This is a genomic window from Arcobacter sp. L (genome assembly GCF_000284235.1).
In the GTDB taxonomy this organism is placed as follows: Bacteria; Campylobacterota; Campylobacteria; order Campylobacterales; family Arcobacteraceae; genus Aliarcobacter; species Aliarcobacter defluvii.
In genome coordinates, this window is the sequence record NC_017192.1 from 1,046,959 (window position 1) to 1,067,807 (window position 20,849).

At 28.7% G+C, this 20,849-nt stretch carries 20 protein-coding genes; 13 read left to right on the forward strand and 7 right to left on the reverse strand.

What is annotated here, in order from left to right:
- Window positions 1–33 precede the first annotated feature (33 nt).
- Window positions 34–2,310 carry a response regulator gene (locus tag ABLL_RS05195; RefSeq protein ID WP_014473732.1) on the forward strand — a complete coding sequence of 759 codons (2,277 nt, stop codon included), beginning with the start codon at window positions 34–36 and terminating at the stop codon, window positions 2,308–2,310.
- A 55-nt stretch (window positions 2,311–2,365) separates the two neighbouring features.
- Window positions 2,366–2,764 (forward strand): DUF2721 domain-containing protein, encoded by a 399-nt coding sequence (locus ABLL_RS05200; protein ID WP_014473733.1) that lies wholly within the window; start codon window positions 2,366–2,368, stop codon window positions 2,762–2,764.
- Between the two features lie 20 nt (window positions 2,765–2,784).
- Here ABLL_RS05200 and ABLL_RS05205 read toward each other — a convergent pair whose 3' ends face one another.
- From ABLL_RS05205 to ABLL_RS05235, 7 genes are all read right to left on the reverse strand, one after another.
- A complete protein-coding gene (locus ABLL_RS05205; RefSeq protein ID WP_014473734.1) occupies window positions 2,785–3,459 on the reverse strand; it encodes a hypothetical protein in 675 nt (224 codons plus the stop codon).
- Window position 3,460: 1 nt separating this feature from the next.
- Window positions 3,461–3,889 (reverse strand): NUDIX hydrolase, encoded by a 429-nt coding sequence (locus ABLL_RS05210; protein ID WP_014473735.1) that lies wholly within the window; start codon window positions 3,887–3,889, stop codon window positions 3,461–3,463.
- Window positions 3,890–4,023: 134 nt separating this feature from the next.
- A complete protein-coding gene (locus tag ABLL_RS05215) occupies window positions 4,024–4,830 on the reverse strand; it encodes a sulfite exporter TauE/SafE family protein (protein WP_014473736.1) in 807 nt (268 codons plus the stop codon).
- A gap of 16 nt (window positions 4,831–4,846) precedes the next feature.
- Window positions 4,847–6,442, reverse strand: a complete 1,596-nt coding sequence (locus tag ABLL_RS05220; RefSeq protein WP_014473737.1) for a gamma-glutamyltransferase family protein — start codon at window positions 6,440–6,442, stop codon at window positions 4,847–4,849.
- A gap of 1 nt (window position 6,443) precedes the next feature.
- On the reverse strand, window positions 6,444–7,769 hold the full coding sequence (locus ABLL_RS05225) for a TRAP transporter large permease subunit (RefSeq protein ID WP_014473738.1): 1,326 nt from the start codon (window positions 7,767–7,769) through the stop codon (window positions 6,444–6,446).
- A gap of 3 nt (window positions 7,770–7,772) precedes the next feature.
- The gene (locus tag ABLL_RS05230; protein ID WP_014473739.1) at window positions 7,773–8,276 is read right to left on the reverse strand and encodes a TRAP transporter small permease subunit; all 504 of its coding nucleotides are present in this window, start codon (window positions 8,274–8,276) and stop codon (window positions 7,773–7,775) included.
- Window positions 8,273–9,370: a TRAP transporter substrate-binding protein gene (locus ABLL_RS05235; protein ID WP_014473740.1), complete on the reverse strand. Its 1,098-nt coding sequence runs from the start codon at window positions 9,368–9,370 to the stop codon at window positions 8,273–8,275. The genes ABLL_RS05230 and ABLL_RS05235 overlap by 4 nt, the downstream gene beginning before the upstream one ends.
- Window positions 9,371–9,829: 459 nt before the next feature.
- Between ABLL_RS05235 and ABLL_RS05240 the strand changes: the two genes are divergently transcribed.
- From ABLL_RS05240 to ABLL_RS05290, 11 genes are all read left to right on the forward strand, one after another.
- Window positions 9,830–10,348, forward strand: a complete 519-nt coding sequence (locus ABLL_RS05240) for an ureidoglycolate lyase (RefSeq protein ID WP_014473741.1) — start codon at window positions 9,830–9,832, stop codon at window positions 10,346–10,348.
- A 158-nt stretch (window positions 10,349–10,506) separates the two neighbouring features.
- On the forward strand, window positions 10,507–11,781 hold the full coding sequence (gene urtA / locus ABLL_RS05245; RefSeq protein WP_014473742.1) for an urea ABC transporter substrate-binding protein: 1,275 nt from the start codon (window positions 10,507–10,509) through the stop codon (window positions 11,779–11,781).
- A gap of 55 nt (window positions 11,782–11,836) precedes the next feature.
- Window positions 11,837–13,441 carry an urea ABC transporter permease subunit UrtB gene (gene urtB / locus ABLL_RS05250; RefSeq protein WP_014473743.1) on the forward strand — a complete coding sequence of 535 codons (1,605 nt, stop codon included), beginning with the start codon at window positions 11,837–11,839 and terminating at the stop codon, window positions 13,439–13,441.
- Between the two features lie 3 nt (window positions 13,442–13,444).
- Window positions 13,445–14,554, forward strand: coding sequence for an urea ABC transporter permease subunit UrtC (gene urtC / locus ABLL_RS05255; protein WP_014473744.1), 1,110 nt, complete (start codon window positions 13,445–13,447; stop codon window positions 14,552–14,554).
- A 1-nt stretch (window position 14,555) separates the two neighbouring features.
- Window positions 14,556–15,344 (forward strand): urea ABC transporter ATP-binding protein UrtD, encoded by a 789-nt coding sequence (gene urtD, locus ABLL_RS05260; RefSeq protein WP_014473745.1) that lies wholly within the window; start codon window positions 14,556–14,558, stop codon window positions 15,342–15,344.
- Between the two features lie 2 nt (window positions 15,345–15,346).
- Complete coding sequence (urtE, locus tag ABLL_RS05265) at window positions 15,347–16,042, forward strand: urea ABC transporter ATP-binding subunit UrtE (protein ID WP_014473746.1); 696 nt, start codon at window positions 15,347–15,349, stop codon at window positions 16,040–16,042.
- Between the two features lie 7 nt (window positions 16,043–16,049).
- The gene (locus ABLL_RS05270; protein WP_014473747.1) at window positions 16,050–16,796 is read left to right on the forward strand and encodes an urease accessory protein UreD; all 747 of its coding nucleotides are present in this window, start codon (window positions 16,050–16,052) and stop codon (window positions 16,794–16,796) included.
- A gap of 200 nt (window positions 16,797–16,996) precedes the next feature.
- Window positions 16,997–18,172, forward strand: coding sequence for an ABC transporter substrate-binding protein (locus tag ABLL_RS05275; protein WP_014473748.1), 1,176 nt, complete (start codon window positions 16,997–16,999; stop codon window positions 18,170–18,172).
- Between the two features lie 56 nt (window positions 18,173–18,228).
- Window positions 18,229–19,101 (forward strand): branched-chain amino acid ABC transporter permease, encoded by an 873-nt coding sequence (locus ABLL_RS05280; RefSeq protein WP_014473749.1) that lies wholly within the window; start codon window positions 18,229–18,231, stop codon window positions 19,099–19,101.
- Between the two features lie 2 nt (window positions 19,102–19,103).
- Window positions 19,104–20,069, forward strand: coding sequence for a branched-chain amino acid ABC transporter permease (locus ABLL_RS05285; protein WP_014473750.1), 966 nt, complete (start codon window positions 19,104–19,106; stop codon window positions 20,067–20,069).
- Window positions 20,066–20,848, forward strand: a complete 783-nt coding sequence (locus tag ABLL_RS05290) for an ABC transporter ATP-binding protein (RefSeq protein ID WP_014473751.1) — start codon at window positions 20,066–20,068, stop codon at window positions 20,846–20,848. Before ABLL_RS05285 ends, ABLL_RS05290 begins: the two co-directional genes overlap by 4 nt.
- Window position 20,849 lies beyond the last annotated feature (1 nt).

Here is a 20,849-nt window from a genome sequence, read left to right on the forward strand (position 1 = left end):
AAGATTATAGGAAAAAACTCTTTAGGATTTTGTTTGAAATTAAAAAAACTTTTTATGTTGCTGTTTATTTTAAATACAGTCTCTTTTATAAGTGTTGCAGTTGTGATAAATAAATACCAAAAATCAACTATAAATCTTGAAGATGCTTATAATATGCAATACAAATCTTTGATTTTAGCAGATGAGTTACGACAAAGTAGTGATGACTTGACAAGAATGGCACGAACATATGTAATAACTGGAAATTCTATGTATGAAGAGCAGTATAAAACAGTTTTGGCTATACGAAATGGAGAGTTACCAAGACCAAAAAGATACAATGGAATTTTTTGGGATTTTTTATCAATTGATGGAAGTATTCCAAAACTAGATGGAGAAAAAATACCTCTTCGAGAGTTGATGAAAAATGCAAATTTCCCAGAATCAGAACTAAATATGCTTTTTACTTCTCAAAATGAATCAGATGATTTAACAAAACTTGAACATAAAGCTATGAATGCGATTAAAGGTATATTTTTAGATAAAGATGGAAATTACACTATAAAAGGTAAACCAGATTTTGCACTTGCAAGAGAACTTATGCATTCAAAAGAGTATCACGAAGCAAAAATTAGAATTATGGAGCCTTTAGATAGATTTTACAGAGCTTTTGAAAATAGAACAAAACAAAAAGTTGATGAAGCAAGAGCAACAGTAAAAGAGTTGGAGTTTTATGTAAATGTTATAGTTTTATTTTCTATAGTTTTCTTTTTGATGTCATTTTTTATAATTTTATTTAGAATTGTTTACCCAATTGATTTATTAAGACGAGTGATGTTAAAACTTTCAAAAAATGATATGAGTGTAGAAATAGATAAAAATAAATTTGATGATGAAGTAGGGGATATGATAGGGGCTGTTGAGATTTTTAAAGAAAATACTCAAAAACTTCTTACAAGTGAACATCAAATAAAACAAGCAATGCAAGAAGCAACAACTGCAAATAAAGCAAAATCAATCTTTCTTGCTCGAATGAGTCATGAACTACGAACTCCACTAAATGCCATATTAGGTTTTACAAATATTTTACAAAAATCAATGAATGCAACTACAGTTGAAAAAGAGAACTTAAATGTCATAAAAAGAAGTGCTGACCATCTTCTAAATATTATAAATGAAATTTTAGAATTATCAAAAATAGAAGCTGGAAAAATGGAGTTGAGTCTTAAAAATTTTAATTTATTTGAGTTAATAAAAGAGATAGAAGATATTTTTGCTTTTAGATGTGAAAATAAAGGCTTAAAATTTAAAATAGAGACTTTGAATCTTCCAAAATATATAAAAGCTGATGAACAAAGATTAAGACAAATTTTGATTAATCTTTTAGGAAATTCTTTGAAGTTTACAAATGAAGGTGAAATTTTTTTGTATATTTATGAATTAAATAAAAAACTATTTTTTGAAGTAAAAGATAGTGGAATTGGAATAGATAAATCAAATCTTGAAAAAGTTTTTAAACCTTTTGAACAAGTAAAACAAGATAATTATACACAACAAGGTACAGGATTAGGGTTATCTATTACAAAAGAGTTAGTTTCTTTGATGGGTGGAAATATCTATTTAAAAAGTCAAGTTGGAGTTGGAAGTGAATTTTATTTTAGTATCAATTATGAAAAAGCAAATGAAGAAGAACTTTCAAAAGAGAATAATGCAAAAAATATAATTGGAATTAAAAATGAAAATTTCACTAAAACTATTTTAGTTGTAGATGATATAAAAGAAAATAGAGATTTGATGATTTTACTTTTAAACTCTTATGGTTTTAAAACTTTAGAAGCAACAAGTGGGAAAGAAGCTTTAGATGTTTTTGAAAATGAAAAACTTGATTTGATTTTTATGGATATTTTGATGGAAGGAATGGATGGTTTAGAAACTATGCAAAATATCAGAGTTTCAAAAAATGGTAAGGATATCCCAATCATTGCACTTTCAGCCAATGTTTTTGAAGAAGATAAAAAGGAAGCTATAAAAAATGGTGCAAATGACTTTTTAGCAAAACCTGTGGAAGAAAAAGAGATTTTATTGATTTTAGAAAAATATTTGCATATAGAATTAGAGTATGAAAATAAAGAAAAAAGAATTGATGTGAAAAAAGAATTAGAGATTTTACCAAAAGAGTTTGTAGAAAAATTAAAAGAAAAAGCACTTCTAATGGATAATGATGGAATTTTTGAACTACTAAAAGAGTGTGAATTATCAAATGATTTAAAAATTTATATCAAAAGTTTAGTTGACGAATTTAAGTATCAAGAGTTAGTAAATCTAGTTTAATTTCCTTTTTTTATCTTTTTGTTACAATACACAAAAATACAAAAGGTTATTTATAATGGAAATAGAAATTTCAACACCTGCTTTATTATTCCCAGCTATTTCGTTACTTCTTTTAGCATATACAAATAGATTTTTAACAACAGGACAACTTATTCGTTCAATCTCTCATCAAGCAAGAGAACACGGTGGACAAGAATTGGCTGGACAAATAGAAAATCTAAAAAAAAGACTCGAACTTACAAAATGGATGCAATTTTTTGGAGTAGTATCGATTCTTTTATGCACGATGTCAATGTTTTCTCTTTTTTTAGAATTTCATAATTTTGGAAAAGCGATATTTGGATTGAGTTTAGTAACTATGTGTTTGTCTTTGTTTATCTCTTTATGGGAAGTTTATATCTCTTCAAATGCTTTGAATTTGGAGTTGAAAGATTTATATGAGAAGTGTAAATAAAAGACTTTTATTTAAGTCTTTTATTCTTTATTTACTTCAAGTAGTTGATTTAATTTATTCTTTATACTAGTCAATGCCGTATTATTGTTATGATATTGTTCTATGAGTCTTCTTTGTTCTTTAAACTTTGATGGTTGAATTTTTAGTAATTCGAGTTCAATTTCAGTTAATATTGTAATATTATCCAAATATTTAATATTATCTAATAGTATTTTTAAATTATCTTCTAAATATTTTTTTATAGAATCAAGATAAAAGTTATTGAAATCACTATCTTTTTCTGTTAATAATTTATTTAAATAAACCTCTTGTTCTCTAATTCTTATTAATTCATTTTGGCAATTACGAAACATTTTCTCAATGGTATATGAAATAATAAGTTTAGATTTTTGTTTATTATTAACTTCTTCTTCATTTTTTAGATAAAAATTATGAGATATAGTTAATAATACAGCAGTAATTATCCCGATAGATGATATGTTGGTAATATTAATTTTAATATCAATATTTAAGATATTTAGTAATAATAAAATAAATAGAAAAATACCTAAAAATATTGCTAGTGTAATGAATATTTTTACATAAATAAAAAAAGTATTTTCATTATTTAATTTTTGTAAATATTTATTTGATATTTGAATGCTATATTTTATAGTAACAAGTATTATTAATAGTAAAAAAATAATTTCATACATTTTAGTTCCCTCTTGTAAAATTTTTTATTTCCAAAAAATCTAAAATAATTTGTTTATGGTCAAAAACAAGTTTTTCAAGGGGTATTTCATCTAACTTATAGACATAAACTTCTTTTGCATCATCTTGTGCAATAGGTTCTCCATAAGCTTTACAAATATAAACAATAGATGCTGTATGAAATCTTTCATCTCTTGCGGGATCTGAATAAACTCCAAGAAGTTTTTCAATCGTAACATCCAAAGAAGTCTCTTCTTTCATCTCTCGTACAACTGCATTTTCAACTGTTTCACCAATATCAACAAATCCACCAGGAATGGCAATACCTAAAGGTCTATTTAATCTTTCAATCAAAACAATTCCTTTAAAATTTTCATTTTCATCATAAAGTTTTATTATTCCATCAACGGCTAAAAAGGGTGTTTTTATCATAGTTATCTCTTATTTAAGTGTTTTATTGAAAGGAGTTTATCATATTTTTCTAAGTTTTGTTTTTAAGAGAGATTTCAAAACTTCATCTATGAAGATGAAGTTTTATAAAAAATAAATAGTATTAGTTAAATAATTTAAACTAAAACCATTTTCAATCCAACACAAGCTAAAAATACTGCAAAAGCAACTTTAAGTTGTTTTACATTTAAGCTATATGCTAATTTTACACCATATGGTGCAAAGAACATTGTCATAGGAACTAGTACTGCAAATGCTAGCCAATTTACATATCCAGTTGAAGCTAAAGGTAAATTTTCTACATTCCATCCAACAATTATATAACCAATTGTTGCAGGAACGCTAATAATCAAACCAAACAAAGATGCTGTACTAACTGCTCTATGAATAGGAAAAGAAAATAGTGTTAGTAAAGGAACCATAATAGTTCCTCCTCCAATTCCAAGTAATGAAGCAAATCCTCCAACAAGTACAGCAAAAATAGATTGTAAAAATCTTCCTGGTAAAGAATCTGCTATTACTAGATTTTTAAAACTACTAATAATCATATTTATTGATACTACTAAAAGTAAGATACCAAACATAAATTTTAAGTTCGCTCCATCTATATATTTTGATGTGAAAGAACTTATTAAAACCCCAAGAATTACAAAAGGAATCCATCTTTTAGATAAATCCCAATCAATTCCACCTTTTTTATGGTGAGAACGTGCAGATATAATTGAAGTTACAACAATAGTTGATAAAGATGTACCAATTGATAAAGGCATAGCAATTGAGATATCAATATTCATATAGATAAATATATGATAAAGCATAGGAACAATTACAATTCCTCCTCCAACACCAAGTAATCCTGCTAGTAAACCAGCAACTACTCCACTTGCTAACAAAATTGGTACTAAAATTAATAATTCATTCATAAAAATTTGTCCTTATTTAAAAGCCTGAAGCTTTTCCATCACTTCTTGGGTCAAATGCCCCTTTTATTGTTTTTGATTTATCATAAACTAAAGCTCCAGCATGTCCAACAGCTGAATCAAATTCTCCTAAGATTTCAACATCATGCCCTTTTGCTTTTAATTCTTCAATTAATTTTTTATCAAATCTTGATTCAAGTTTTAAACTTTGAGATGAATTACCCCATGTTCTTCCTAAAAGCCATCTTGGATTATTTATACAAGTTTGTAAATCTTCATCGTAATAAGCATATCTAGAAAATATTGCTGCTTGTGTTTGAGGTTGTCCATCTCCACCCATTGTTCCATAAGCCATAACTCTTCCATCATCAAAAAGAGCAATCGCAGGATTTAATGTATGAAAAGGTTTTTTATGTGGCTTTAAAGCTTGAATATGTGTTGAATCAAGTTTAAAGCTACAACCTCTATTTTGCCAAACAATACCAGTTTTAGGAAGTGTTAATCCACTTCCAAACTCATGATAAATACTTTGAATCGCACTTACAACTCTTCCTTCATTATCTGAAACTGCAAACCAAGTAGTATCGCCTGGTGCTGCATTCTCACCCCAAGGCATAGCTTTTTCTAAATCAATTTCTTGACTTAATTTATCTAAATATTCAGGTTCAAGCCAAGCTTGAAGTTCTTCGGGAGTTGCAGCTGTATTCATTTTATCTCTATGTTTAAAAGCAATTTTTGTTGCTTCAACCAATAAATGAACATGGTTAGATGAATCCTTTTGTGGCAATTTTTCAAGCCATCTATCAAATAAACCTAAAATCATCAGTGATGCAACTCCTTGTGTTGGAGCTGAAGCATTAAATAATTTTGCATTACTCGTTTTCATTTCTAAAGGTGTATTCCAAGAAGCATGGTGCTCTTGTAAATCTTTTTTTGATAATAAAGAATCTCTATCTTCTAAATCTTTTGAGATATTTTGGGCTAAAGTTCCTCTATAAAAATCATCAAATCCATTAATTCCAAGAGTTTTTAAAGTATTTCCAAGTTTTTCTTGTATTAGATTTTCGCCTTTTTGTGGTACTTCCCCTTTTGGATAATAGATATCTGCAAAATATGAATCTACTATTAACTCATCTTTTTTCTCTTCTAAAGTTTGAGATAAAGATTGTGTTACAACTATTCCATTTATAGCTGAATCAACTGCTTCTTCAACAAGTTTTGACGTTGAAAGTTTTCCATTCCACTCTTTTTTACTTTTTTCATAAGCTAAATTCCAAGCTGAAACTGCACCAGCTACACTATTTGCAGCTAATCTTCCTCTAAAAGGAATGTCTTTTAAACCTTTATATTGATTCATATTAACATCAAAACCTGAATAACCTGATGCTTCAATAAAACTTACGCCCTCTTTAGGGTCATAAATTAGCCAAAAGGCATCTCCACCAATCCCAGTCATATGTGGGTAGTGAACTGCCAACGATGAGGCAACTGCAATTGTAGCTTCAATTGCATTTCCTCCTTGTTTTAAGATTTCAAGTCCAGCATCAGATGCTTTATGGTGTGGTGAAACTACCATACCGTTGTTTGAAATTTGTGTTAAAGGTAAATTATTCATATTACATCCATCCTATTGCTTTGGGTAACCAAAGTGCTATTTCTGGGAATACCATAACAAGTACAATTACAATAATTTGAATTGCAATAAATGGTAATACCCCTTTATATATATCCATTGTTTTAATTTCTTTTGGAGCTACTCCTTTTAAGAAGAATAGTGACCAACCAAAAGGTGGGGTTAAAAATGAAGATTGTAAATTTAGTGCAACTAAAATTCCAAGCCATATCATATCTACATTTAATGCGTGAAAAATCGGTAATACAAGAGGAAGCACTATATATGAAATTTCTATCCATTCTAAGAAAAAACCTAAAAAGAATAAAACAATCATCATAAATATTATTGCACCCCACATACCACCAGGTATTGAAGCAAATAAATCTTCAACTAAATAATCTCCATCTAATCCTCTAAAACTTAATCCAAAAACTTGAGAAGCAATTAAAACGAACATAATCATTCCAGTTACTTTCATAGTTTCATATATAGTTTCTTTTAAAATTTCTAAACTTAATCTTTTACTTATAAAAACTATTACTAAAGCACCAATTGCTCCCATTGATGCAGCTTCTGTTGGAGCTGCAAGTCCACCTATGATTGAACCTAATACTGCAAAAATTAGTAAAAAAGGTGGAGCAACAGATTTAAAAAACTCTATCCATAACTCTTTTTTAGAATATTGAGATCTTTCTTCTTCATCAATTGGTGGTACATGATGTGGTGCAAATTTACTTAATAAAACAATATAAACAATATAACAAGCAGCTAAAAGTAATCCAGGCATAAGTGCAGCTGCAAATAAAGGACCAATAGCTTCTCCACTAATATCAGCTAATAAAATTAAAACTAAACTAGGAGGTAAAATTTGTCCTAATGTTCCAGAAGCACAAATAGTACCACAAGATACACTATGACTATAATTTCTTTTTAATAATGTTGGAAGAGCTATCATAGTTAAAGTTACAACAGTAGCTCCTACAATACCTGTTGAAGCACCCATTAAAATACCAACTACAATAATAGCTATAGCCATACCACCAGGTTTTTTCCCAGACAACAATCCTAATACATCAAGCATTTTTTCTGCTAAACGGGATTTTTCCAATAGAATACCCATAAAAACAAAAAGAGGAACAGCTAATAAAGTATAGTTTGTTAAAACACCAAATATTCTTGAAGGTAAAAGATTAAATAAATTTGAATCTACTCCAATAACTCCAAAAAATAAACCAGCTCCTGCGATTGCAAAAGCAACAGGAACACCCAATAAAATAAGTGCAAAAAGAGATACAACCATCATAATTGCTAATATTTGCGGATCCATTGATTAATTTTCCTCTTTTAGTTTAGATACAGCTTTTAATAAAACTGCTAACCCTTGTATTAAAATAAGTATAAATCCAATTGGTATTAAAGATTTAACTAAATATCTATAAGGTAAACCTCCTGGGTCTGGAGAAATTTCCCCTGTATTGTATGATTGCATCACATATTCACTTGATAAATATATTATAAATAGTGAAAAAGGAATAATGATTAATATTGGAATTAATATATCCATATATAATTTTACTTTTTTACTATAATGATTATAAAAAAGGTCAACTCTTACATGTTCTCCTTGTTGAAAAGTATATGCAGAACCAAACATTGCAATTGCAGCTAATATATGCCATTGTAACTCTTGTTCAGCAATTGAACTAATATGAAAAAAATATCTAAAAAGAACATCACCTGAAACCATTAAAACCAAAATAAAAATCAACCAAGAAGTTATTTGACCAGTGCGTTCTATGAACGCATCAAGTCGATTTGAAATAATTAAAATCATGATGACAACTTAGTCATTACAACTTCTTCACTTTTATTTTGCCACTCATCATGCATTGCTTTAAAAGTAAAGTAACTATCGTGAACTTTTTTTACCAAAGGATTTTCTGCTGTTAATTTATCATATGTAGCAAAAGTAATTTCTCTTAGTTTTTCAATAACAGAATCAGGTAAAGTTTTTGCTTGTACCCCTTCATTTTTAACTAAATCTTCTAAAGCTTCTGAATTATTTGCTTCAGACCAAGATAATCCCATAAGATTACATTCAGCTGCAACTGATTTTACAATTGCTTGTAAATCTTTTGGTAATGAATCCCAAGCATCTTTATTGATTAAACATTCTGTTGTGTTACTTGGTTCTCCCCAACCAGTTGTATAGTAATATTTAGCTGCTTTTTGAAATCCCATTTTTCTATCTTGATAAGGTCCAACAAACTCAGCAGCATCAATAACACCTCTTTCTAATGCAGGGAAAATCTCTCCACCAGGAAGTAATTTAACACTAACTCCTAGTTGTTCTAATACTTTTCCAGCAAGTCCAGGAACTCTCATTCTTAAACCATTTAAATCTTCTACCGAGTTAATCTCTTTTTTAAACCAACCTGTCATTTGAACTCCCGTATTACCAGCAGCAAGTCCTATTACATTGAATGGTTTATAAACTTCATCCCATAATTCTTGACCTCCACCAAATTGAAGCCAAGCATTAGTTCCTTGGAAGTTCATTCCAAAAGGAACTGCTGTAAAGTATTGAGCTGCAAATGTTTTACCTGCCCAAAAAAATGAGTTACCCCAGTTCATTTGAATAGTACCTTTTGAGACTGAATCAAAACCTTCCATAGCAGGAATAAGTTCCCCAGCTGGATAATGTTTAATTTTTAATCTACCTCCTGATAACTCTTCAACTCTTTGACAAAAATAAGTTGCACTTCCTGGACCTGTTGAATAAAAAGGTGCTCCTGCACCATAACAATTTGTCATTTTCCATCTAAAAGTTTTAGTTGATTCCGCACTTGCAATTGAAGGTATTACAATTGCTGCACCAATTCCTGCTAGACCTGTTTTTTTAATAAATTCTCTTCTATTATTAGTCATGTTATTCCTTTTTTCAAAAATTAGATTCATGATGAATCCACCTAATGACAACTCTTTTAAGAGCTAATATATTTAAAACATTAAAGAGTTACTTATATTTTTAGATAATTATCTCTTTCATAAATCTACACAATAATTAAAATTAAATTTTTGTAAGACGTTGTATCTCTAATATGTTTTCTGCTGCTATTCTATACCTTGCATGATTTTTTGTAAAGATATTTTTTAATAATATGTGTACATAAACTATGCATATATTTTATACAGTAGAATAATAAATTTTATACATCTATTTAAATATAAAAAAATATCATATATGTAATTGAATTTATGATAAAATGTCACGATTAAACCGTTATATAGAGTAATTAGTTTGCATTATTTAGTATAAATAATTTTATTAAAATAGTAAGGTTTAGTATATAAAATATATAAGAGAAGATGAGTTGAAAATATAATATGAGAATAGAAATAAAACCAAAACCTCTAACAAGAGAAGCTTTTAAAAAATTCGGTGAAGTTATAGAAAAAGAGGGCAGAGAATCTATGATTATAAATAGAGGATCTGCTGAAAAATTTTATGAAGTATGTAATATGGATGCAAATGAAAAAGGAGTAAAATCGATTTTACATATTTATATAGGAAAAGGTAGAGAATTTCCTCTACATATAAATATGTTAGAAAAACATCCATACTTTTCTCAAACTTTTGTGCCAAGAAGTAAAGAACCTTTTTATTGTGTTGTTGCTTTGGGTGGTAGAGAACCAGATTTATCAACTTTAGAAATATTTAAAACAAATGGAGATCAAGGTGTTCATTTAAATAGAGGAACTTGGCATTTCCCTTTAATTTGTATAGAAGATAAACAAGAGTTCATCGTTTTGGATGGTGTAGGTATTAATCTTGATGAAAAAAAAGTAATCGAATGTGTAGAATATAATATGCAAGATAAAGAGATATTTTTAATAAAAGATTAAATAAATTTTATTTGTTGTTTAGTGCTTGTTATTATTAAATATTTTATTATGGTTAATGTTTAAAATATATACAACAACTTTTTAAATTACTATCAAAAACAACACTAAAACAACACTTCTTTTTTATACTTCGTTTAGAAATAAAAAAGGAGACTTAGATGAAAAGATTATTTGCAAAAGCAATTGTAACTTCTGCATTATTAGGTGGCATGTTAGTTCATGCTGCTGATACTATCAAAGTTGGAGTTTTACACTCTCTTTCAGGAACTATGGCTATTAGTGAAACAACACTTAAAGACACAGTTTTAATGCTAATTGATGAGCAAAACAAAAAAGGTGGAGTTTTAGGAAAAAAACTTGAACCAGTTGTTGTTGACCCAGCTTCAAATTGGCCTTTATTTGCTGAAAAAATGAGAAGTTTATTAACTAAAGATAAAGTTGATGTAACTTTTGGTTGTTGGACATCAGTTTCAAGAAAATCTGTTCTTCCTGTTGTTGAAGAGTTAAATGGATTATTATTCTATCCAGTTCAATATGAAGGTGAAGAGTCTTCTAAAAATGTATTTTATACAGGTGCTGCGCCAAACCAACAAGCAATTCCAGCAGTTGATTATTTGATGAATGAAATGGGAGTAAAAAGATTTGTTTTAGCTGGAACAGATTATGTTTATCCTAGAACTACAAATAAAATCTTAGAAGCATATTTATTATCAAAAGGTGTTAAAAAAGAAGATATTATGATTAATTATACGCCATTTGGTCACTCTGATTGGCAATCAATTGTAAGTGATATCAAAAAATTTGGTTCAACTGGTGTTAAAACAGCTGTTGTTTCAACTATCAATGGTGATGCAAATGTTCCATTTTATAAAGAGTTAGGAAATCAAGGTATTAAATCTGAAGATATTCCAGTTGTTGCATTTAGTGTTGGTGAAGAAGAACTTTCAGGAATTGATACAAAACCACTTGTTGGGCATTTAGCAGCTTGGAATTATTTTGAAAGTGTAAAAACTCCTGAAAATGATAAATTCATTTCAACTTGGCATAAATTCATCAAAGATGAAAAAAGAGTTACAAATGACCCGATGGAAGCTACATATATTGGATTTAACCTTTGGGTAAAAGCTGTTGAAAAAGCAGGTACAACTAATGTTGATAAAGTAAATGAAGCAATCGTTGGATTATCTGTTCCAAATTTAACTGGTGGAACAGCAACTATGTTAAAAAATCACCATATTACAAAACCTGTATTAATTGGTGAAATTCAAGAAGATGGTCAATTTGAAACTGTATTCTCTACAAAAGAAGTAGCAGGTGATGCTTGGTCTGATTTCTTACCTTCATCAAAAGATGTAATCTCTGATTGGACAGCTCCAATTAATTGTGGTAACTATAACACTGTAACAAAAAAATGTTCAGGACAAAACTACTAATAAAAATATAAAGAAGAGTTTTCTCTTCTTTATTAAATCTACATAGGACTAAAAAATGAAATTTTCAATTTTTAAAATAATCTTTCTTAATTTATTAATCCTATCATCTCTTTTTTCTTCAACATTTGAAGAAGATTTAAAAGCAATAGACGGAAAAAATTTTAATGAAAAAGAAAATATTGTAACTCAACTTGCAAATAATTATATAGAAGATGATAGATTAACTTTAGTTTTATCTAAAATGCTTGATGGAGATTTATTCATCAAAAATGATGATAAAGATGTTGTTGTATTAGTTAAAAAAGAAGAAAATAGTTTATACACTAAATCTTTGATTAGTGGAAATGATTTAGAAAAACTTGATGAATCAGGATTTGAAAAAGTTAAAACTAACAATAAATTAAGAAGTGTTATAAAAAGCTTACTTGCTCAAATAAATCTTTTCTCTAAAGATGTAAAAAAAAGAGAGACATCAGCTAAAAATATTTTACAAAATGTTACAAAAGATGATGAAACAGTTATCTTAAAAGCTTTGGAAAAAGAGAAAAATGATGAGGTTAAAGAGCTTTTACTTGAAGCTAAAAATATCATTTTTGCTAAGTATTACACTGGAGAAAAACAGTTAGAAGCTGTTCGTACTTTAGGTGATTATATCTCTTCAAACTCATTAGCAACTTTGAAAACTATAAGTGAATCAAGTGATTCATCACTTGAATTAAAAGAAGAAGCAAATAAATCAATATCTTCAATAGAGAGTTCTAGAAGTTTTTATTCGTTTATAGAAACAGCATTTTTTGGACTTTCTCAAGGTTCAGTTTTACTTTTAGCTGCAATTGGACTTGCTATTACTTTTGGGGTTATGAAAGTAATAAATATGGCTCATGGTGAACTAATCATGATTGGAGCATATACTACATATACAATCCAACAATTAATGCCAAATTTAATCGAATATTCGATTATCATAGCAATTCCTTGTGCTTTTATAGTGAGTGCTTTAGTTGGGATTTTAATAGAAAGATTAGTTATCAGACATTTATATGGAAGACCACTTGAAACATTACTAGCAACTTTTGGGATTAGTTTGATTTTACAACAAGTTGTTAGAACAATATTCTCACCACTTAACCAAGAGGTAAAAACTCCATCATGGATGAGTGGAGCGTTAGAAATAAATAGTGCCTTATCACTTACATATAATAGACTTTATATTGTGATTTTTTCAATCATTGTATTTTTAGCAATTTTATATGTGATGAAAAAAACAAGTTTAGGATTAAAAGTTAGAGCTGTTTCTCAAAACAGACCAATTGCACGTGCAATGGGAATAAAATCAAGTTACATTGATGCAATAACATTTGGAATAGGTTCAGGAATTGCAGGAGTTGCAGGAGTTGCTTTATCTCAACTAACAAATGTTGGACCAAATCTTGGACAAGCATATATCGTAGATAGTTTTATGGTTGTTGTGTTTGGTGGAGTTGGAAATTTATGGGGAACTTTAATAGCAGCATTTTCACTTGGAGAAATAAATAAATTTATTGAACCAGTTGCTGGGGCAGTTTTAGCAAAAGTTATTATTTTAGTATTCATAATACTATTTATTCAGAAAAAACCAAGAGGGCTTTTCCCACAAAAGGGAAGAGATGTTGAGGATTAAGATATGAAAAAGCAACCATTAATTTTAAAAATTATGCAAAATGATAAAGGTGGAAAAATAGTTTTATCATCTCTTGCTGTTGTAGTATTTGTAGTTTCATTTTGTAATTTATTTGTTCCAAATGATTCGATTTTTTATATTTCGACTTTTACAGTTACGATTTTAGGAAAATATTTAGCATTTGCATTACTTGCTCTTGCTCTTGATTTAGTGTGGGGATATTTAGGAGTTTTAAGCCTTGGTCATGGAGCATTTTTTGCTCTTGGGGGTTATGCTTGGGCTATGTATCTTATGCGTCAAATTGGAGAAAGAGGAGTTTATGGAAATCCAGATTTACCAGACTTTATGGTGTTTATGAATCTAAAAGAGTTACCTTGGTTTTGGTATGGATTTGATAATCCTTTATTTGCCTTTTTGATGGTGATGTTTGTTCCAGCACTTTTAGCTTTTATTTTTGGATGGTTAGCATTTAAAAGTAGGGTAACTGGAGTTTATCTTTCAATCATAACACAAGCTTTAACTTATGCACTTATGCTAGCTTTCTTTAGAAATGATATGGGATTTGGTGGAAATAATGGTCTAACAGATTTTAAAGATATTTTAGGTTTTGATTTATCAGCTGATACTACAAGAGTATCACTATTAATTATCACTTTTATAGCTTTAACTTTAGGATATTTACTTTGTAGATTTATTATAAATTCACGTCTTGGACGAGTTGTTATTTCTATTAGAGATGCTGAAAGTAGGGTGAGATTTTTAGGATATAAAGTAGAACAATATAAACTTTTTATTTTTGTTGTATCTGCAATATTAGCTGCAATTGCAGGAGCACTTTATGTGCCACAAGTAGGAATCATAAATCCTGGAGTTTTTTCACCTTTATTTTCTATTGAGCTTGTTATTTGGGTTGCAATTGGAGGACGAGGTACACTTTATGGAGCAATTATAGGTGCAATAGTTGTAAGTTTTGCAAGTACATATTTTACATCTGCTCTTCCAGAAGTTTGGTTATATGCTTTAGGTGCGCTTTTTGTTGTAGTTACTCTATATCTTCCAAAAGGTGTAGTTGGAATATTTACAATGTTTAATTCAAAAGTAAAAAAGGCTTAAGATGAGACTATTAAAACATGAAAATGAACAAAGAATAGGTGATTTAAAAATAGGAGATAGAATCCTATTAGTTGATGGTGTTAGTGTTAGTTTTGATGGTTTTAAAGCCTTAAATAATCTTAGTTTTTCTATAAATTATGGGGAACTAAGATGTATAATTGGTGCAAACGGAGCTGGAAAATCAACTATGATGGATGTAGTTACAGGTAAAACAAAACCGCATACGGGACAAGTTGTTTTTGGTGAAGCAGTTGATTTACTTTCAATGGATGAACCAAGTATTGCTCAAATAGGAATTGGAAGAAAATTTCAAAAACCAACTGTTTTTGCAAATCATACAGTTTTTGAAAATCTTGAACTTGCAATGAAAGATGATAAAAGATTTTTTAAAACACTTTTTTCAAGACTAAGTAGCGAACAAAAAGATAAAATTGAAGAAACTATGAAACTAATAGGTTTAAAAGAGTTATACAATCAACAAGCTGGAATCTTATCTCATGGTCAAAAACAGTGGTTAGAAATCGGTATGTTAATCATGCAAGAGCCAAAACTTTTACTTGTAGATGAACCAGTTGCAGGAATGACACCTCAAGAAGTAGAAAAAACAGCAGAGATTTTGACAAGTTTATCAAAAGAAAATGCTGTAGTTGTAGTAGAACATGATATGGAGTTTATTAGAAGTATTGCAAAAAAAGTAACAGTTCTACATGAAGGGGCTGTACTTGCAGAAGGAAGTATGGATGCAATACAAAACAATGAAAAAGTACGAAAAGTATATCTAGGAGAATAGTGATGTTAAAAATAGAAAATGTAAATCAATTTTATGGACAAAGTCACACTCTATGGGATTTAAACTTAGAGTTTAAAAAAGGTAGATGTACTTGTGTTATGGGAAGAAATGGAGTTGGAAAAACAACTTTGAGTAAAGTTATCATGGGTTTACTTCCAATAAAAGATGGAGGACTAATCTATAATGATACTGATATTTCAAAACTTCCTGACCATAAACGTGCAAGTATTGCAATAGGTTATGTACCACAAGGAAGAGAAATATTTTCTCAACTAACAGTTTTGGAAAATCTTCAAATAGGAGTTATGTCAAATAGACATAAAATAAAAAAAGTTCCAGATAAAATCTATGATTTATTCCCAGTTTTAAAAGATATGCAAAAAAGAAAAGGTGGAGATTTAAGTGGAGGTCAGCAACAACAACTTGCAATCGCAAGAGCTTTATGTATTGACCCAGATTTTTTAATACTTGATGAACCAAGTGAAGGAATACAACCAAATATCGTAGCTCAAATTGGCGAGGTTATTGATTATCTTACAAAAGAAGAGCAAATAACTGTTATGTTGGTTGAACAAAAACTTCCATTTGCTAGACGTCATGGAGATGATTTTTATGTAATAGATAGAGGAAGTGTTGTTGCTAGTGGTGAGATAAAAGAGTTAAGTGATGATATAATAAAACAACATTTATCAGTATAGGAAAAATATGAGTATAAATTTTGCTTTTATTGATGATAAATTTAGTTTAAACAAACTCAATTTACCATCTCGTCACTATCATTTTAATGAGAGTGAGAACTACATAAAACTTCTAAATATTGGGGAAGGAATTTTCCCAAAAGATAAAATAAAAACAACTTTTTCTTTAGAAAATTCATCTTTAGTTATAACTACAGAATCAGCCACAAAAATATATCCATCAAAAAAAGAGTTTGGAATAAATAGTATAAATATAGAGTTAAAAAATTCAAATTTAGAGTTTATAAATGATGAATTAATTTTATTTAAAGACTCAAAGTATATTCAACTTTTTAAACTAAATTTTGATGAAAGTTCAACATTCTTTTATGTAGATATTTTAAGTCGTGGTAGAAGTTTTGAAAATTTTGATTTTTCAAATATGCTTATAAAAAATACATTTAAGCAAGAAAATAATTTAGAATATATAGAAAAATTTGATGTTCAAGGTGATGAACTAAAAGATTATATAAATAGAAAAGATAGTTCAAATTTTATCTTTGCAAAGATATATTTAAAAGTAAAAAACAGTGAAGAATTTCTAAGTAAAATACATGATAGTTTTGAAAGTTTTGCCTTTTCTTCAAATAAAAAGCTGATTTTAGGTGTGCTTAGTTCAAATAATATGTTTGATTTAAAAGAAAAAATATCTAATATCTGGGAATTATACAGAAAAAATATAAATAAAAAGAGATTTATTTTAGGGAAACAATAAATCTCTTCCTCCTTCATATAAATGTACATATATTGTATATTTACTAAACAAAAATACTTAATATTTTCATTAGTTAAAAAAATTAAGAAAAAAATCTTATAAAATGTTTATTTTGTAGACAATAATTGTACACAATAATTGTAGACAATCTGATAGAATTATTTTAACATTTTAAATAGATGAATTTAATTAGGAGTTAGATGATGAAAAGAATAATAAAGAAAGGTATATTATTAAGTGCATTAACTTGCACATTAGCTTTTGCTCAAGATAGCATAAAAATAGGTTTTGTTGGTACTTTATCAGGGCAGAATGCAGCTTGGGGAACTTCAAATGTTCGTTCGATGGAAACATCAGCTGATATTTATAATCAACAAGGTGGTATTGAAATTGATGGGAAAAAATATAAAGTAGAAATTGTTCCTTTTGATGATGCTTTTGATCCAAAAATTGCAGTTGCAGGGATGGAAAAAATGGCTCAACAAGGAATAAAATATGTTGTTGGTCCAAATGATGATGCACAAGCAATTGCTGTAAAACCAATAGCAGAAAGAAATAAAATAGTTTATTTCCCATATGCATTTGACAAAAGTTTATATATAAAACCTGCTAATTATGCAGTATTTGGAATGATTGCTTCTTATCAATGGGAACCATCAGTTTACAAATGGCTAAAAGATAATAAAAATGTAAAAACTGTTGCTTTTATTGCAGCAAATGCAGCTGACCCACTAAATCAAAGAGATAATGGTATAAAAATCGCTCAAGATTTGGGTTTAGATGTTATTGAAGCGAAAGCAACATACAAAGCTGATACAAGAGATTTTTATTCAGTTATTACACCAATTGTTAAGAAAAAACCAGATTTATTAGTTCTTTCAGGTGTTTCACCAGCAACTGCTCCTCTTATTATTAAAACAGCAAGAGAGTTAGGATTCAAAGGTTACATGGCAGCAGGAACTGCTCTTGATGCAAGTATTTTAAAAGAGGGTGCTGGAGATGCTGCAAATGGATTTATTTGTCAAGGTGGAGTAGATGCTCAGTTACAATCAGATGTTATGAAAAAATGGGTTGATTTATATACAAAAAAATATGGTGAATATAATGATGAATCAAATACAAAAATATTTGCTTTAGAGTATATTTTAGAAGTTCTTAAATCAAATCCAAAAGCTATAAATGATGCTGATGAGTTTTTAAAAACTGTTGATTCAGACTGGACTGCACCAAATATCTTTATAAAAGATGATACAAGCAAATTTAAATTTGTTGGAAAAACTACATTCGGTCAAAATAGACAATTAGGTGTTCCTCTTACTCCTAAAGTTTATGAAAATGGAGAATTTAAAACACTATTTGTTGGTTCAGCTGACTAATTTAAATAAGAGACATTTTTTAAATGTCTCTAAAATATGTTTAGAGGAACATAAAAATGGAACAAATATTACTTAATGGTTTAATTACAGGTGCCCAATATGCGTTAATTGCATTGGGTCTAACATTGATATTTTCTTTAATGAATATTTTAAATTTTGCACATGGACAAATGTATGTTTTAGGTGCATTTATAACTTATTATATTTATGGAAAATTGGGATTACCTTTTATTGTTGCAATGCTTTTATCGGGATTGACTTTAGCCGTGATAGGGGCAATTTTTGAAAAATATCTTTTTAGTACAGTTTTAAAAAGATCCGTTAGAGAAGAGAGTACGATGCTTTTAGCAGCTGGAACGGCATTCTTTTTAGATTCTTTAATCTTGATACTTTTTGGTGAAAAACAAAGAAGTGTACCTAGTTTAGTTGATGGTGTATTTTTTGGTGAAGATTATGGTTTAGATATCATTATTCCATATAACAAAATAGTGATTGGATTAATTGCAGCTACGATGATTGTATTTTTTATATTATTTATGCAATATTCAAAAACAGGTCGTGCAATGAGAGCTTTAGCTCAAGATAAAACAGCAGCACAATTAATGGGTGTTAATTTAGATAAATATAGATTAATAGGTTTTGCATTAGGAGCTATGTTAGCTGGAATTGCTGGAAGTTTGCTTGTAACTGTAACAGGAGTTAATTCAGGAATTGGTGGAAGTATTTCAATTCAAGCTTTTACAATGATTATGATTGGTGGAGCAGGAGTTATATCAGGAGCTATTTTAGGTGGTTTTATTTTAGGTCTTGTTGAGGCTTTCGGTCTTTATTATTTACCAGGTGATATAACTTATTTGACGATATTTGCAGGTTTAATGATATTTCTTACTTTACGTCCTCAGGGACTTATGGGTAAACCTTGGGGTTGATTATGGAAAAAAGAGAATTTATATTAAGAGTGATAATTGCAATAGTTTTTCTACTTGTGATTATTCCTGTTATTTTATTGGTTATACAAAGAAATGATTTTTTATATGGAATAACTTCTGTTGCAATTTTAGCAACAATTAGTGCAGGAGTTTGGTTGTCTTTTTATATGGGACGAATAAATATGGGACAAGGAGCTTATGCTTTAATTGGAGCATATACAACAGCTGTTTTAGTTGTCCAATATGATATATCTTTTTGGATAGCTTTATTTGTATCTGGTTTTGTTGCAGCTTTTTTTAGTATTTTGATTGGTTTGCCAATCTTAAGACTGAGAGGTGTTTATTTTTCAATGGTTACTTTAACTTTAACAGAAGTTGTAAGATTAATAGCTATTGCCCTTGTTCCTTTAACAAATGGACCAAGTGGTATAACAAATATTCCTCTTCCTGGTGAATTAAGTCTGTTTGGAATTACAATAATTCCTGATTTTGCAACTTTACAAAACAGTAAAATTGCTTTTTATTATTTAGCAGTTGTGGTTATGATTATATCTTTTGCAGTTGTTCATAGATTAGTAAATTCAAGAATGGGAATATTATTAAAATCTTTACAACAAAATGAAGAATTAGCCTCATCATTTGGAGTTAATATAGCTTATTTAAGAGTTATATCTTATGCAATATCTTCATTTTTAGGTGGTATTGGTGGAGCTATTTTTATCAATTTAACACAATCAGTTTATCCTACAACTTTTCAAGTTGCAGATTCAATAAACTATATGCTTTATACATTTTTAGGTGGATTAGCTTATGTATTTGGTCCAATTTTAGGTGCTTTTGTTCTGTATTTTAGTTGGGATATGTTGTTTATTTTCAAAGAGTATCAATTATTGATATATTCAAGTATTATGATTTTATTGATGTTGTTTTTACCAAATGGAATATTAAGTTTAAGGTTAAAAAAATGAAAAAGATTATTTTAGAAATTAATAATTTAACAAAAAAATTTGGTTCATTAGTTGCTATAAACAATGTGACATTTGAAGTTTATGAAAATGAAATATTATCAGTTATTGGTCCAAATGGTGCAGGAAAATCAACAATGTTTAAATTGATTTCTTCATTTTTAAAACCAACATCTGGAAATGTAATTTTTAATAAAGAAAAAATATCAGGTTTAAAACCTCATATTACTGCACGAAAAGGTGTAGTTCGAACTTTTCAAGAGACAACAGTTTTTAAAGATATGTCAGTTAGAGATAATATTATCATTGCTCATCAACTACAAGCAAAATCAACATTGATTGATTTTTTCTTTAATACAAAAATTGCTCAAGTTGATAATGAAAATTTTGCAAAATCTGCGGATGAAATTATTGAGTTTCTAGGTTTATCTCATGTAAAAAATGAAATAGCTAGTAATTTACCTCATGGATTATTAAGAGCTTTAGGAATTGCAAATGCACTAGCTTGTAAACCAAAAGTTTTATTGCTTGATGAACCATTTGCAGGTATGAACCATGATGAAACTAGAAAATGTATGGAAATGGTAAAACAGATTAAAAATTCTGGTGTTACAGTACTTTTAGTAGAACATGATATGCCAGCAGTTATGGAAATCTCAGACCGAATAGTTGTTATTAGTTTTGGAGAAAAAATTGCAGAAGGGAAACCTACTGATATTCAAAAAAATCCAAAAGTAATTGAGGCTTATTTAGGTGTTGAAGATGAAGAAATAGGAATGTAAA

Coding starts and splice junctions, on each gene's coding strand:
- urtC (WP_014473744.1), top strand. CDS start 13,445: ATGAAAAAGCAACCATTAATTTTAAAAATTATGCAAAATGATAAAGGT.
- urtB (WP_014473743.1), top strand. CDS start 11,837: ATGAAATTTTCAATTTTTAAAATAATCTTTCTTAATTTATTAATCCTA.
- ABLL_RS05215 (WP_014473736.1), bottom strand. CDS start 4,830: ATGAATGAATTATTAATTTTAGTACCAATTTTGTTAGCAAGTGGAGTA.
- ABLL_RS05210 (WP_014473735.1), bottom strand. CDS start 3,889: ATGATAAAAACACCCTTTTTAGCCGTTGATGGAATAATAAAACTTTAT.
- ABLL_RS05220 (WP_014473737.1), bottom strand. CDS start 6,442: ATGAATAATTTACCTTTAACACAAATTTCAAACAACGGTATGGTAGTT.
- urtE (WP_014473746.1), top strand. CDS start 15,347: ATGTTAAAAATAGAAAATGTAAATCAATTTTATGGACAAAGTCACACT.
- ABLL_RS05280 (WP_014473749.1), top strand. CDS start 18,229: ATGGAACAAATATTACTTAATGGTTTAATTACAGGTGCCCAATATGCG.
- ABLL_RS05205 (WP_014473734.1), bottom strand. CDS start 3,459: ATGTATGAAATTATTTTTTTACTATTAATAATACTTGTTACTATAAAA.
- ABLL_RS05290 (WP_014473751.1), top strand. CDS start 20,066: ATGAAAAAGATTATTTTAGAAATTAATAATTTAACAAAAAAATTTGGT.
- ABLL_RS05235 (WP_014473740.1), bottom strand. CDS start 9,370: ATGACTAATAATAGAAGAGAATTTATTAAAAAAACAGGTCTAGCAGGA.
- ABLL_RS05230 (WP_014473739.1), bottom strand. CDS start 8,276: ATGATTTTAATTATTTCAAATCGACTTGATGCGTTCATAGAACGCACT.
- ABLL_RS05275 (WP_014473748.1), top strand. CDS start 16,997: ATGATGAAAAGAATAATAAAGAAAGGTATATTATTAAGTGCATTAACT.
- ABLL_RS05200 (WP_014473733.1), top strand. CDS start 2,366: ATGGAAATAGAAATTTCAACACCTGCTTTATTATTCCCAGCTATTTCG.
- ABLL_RS05270 (WP_014473747.1), top strand. CDS start 16,050: ATGAGTATAAATTTTGCTTTTATTGATGATAAATTTAGTTTAAACAAA.
- ABLL_RS05285 (WP_014473750.1), top strand. CDS start 19,104: ATGGAAAAAAGAGAATTTATATTAAGAGTGATAATTGCAATAGTTTTT.
- urtD (WP_014473745.1), top strand. CDS start 14,556: ATGAGACTATTAAAACATGAAAATGAACAAAGAATAGGTGATTTAAAA.
- ABLL_RS05225 (WP_014473738.1), bottom strand. CDS start 7,769: ATGGATCCGCAAATATTAGCAATTATGATGGTTGTATCTCTTTTTGCA.
- ABLL_RS05240 (WP_014473741.1), top strand. CDS start 9,830: ATGAGAATAGAAATAAAACCAAAACCTCTAACAAGAGAAGCTTTTAAA.
- urtA (WP_014473742.1), top strand. CDS start 10,507: ATGAAAAGATTATTTGCAAAAGCAATTGTAACTTCTGCATTATTAGGT.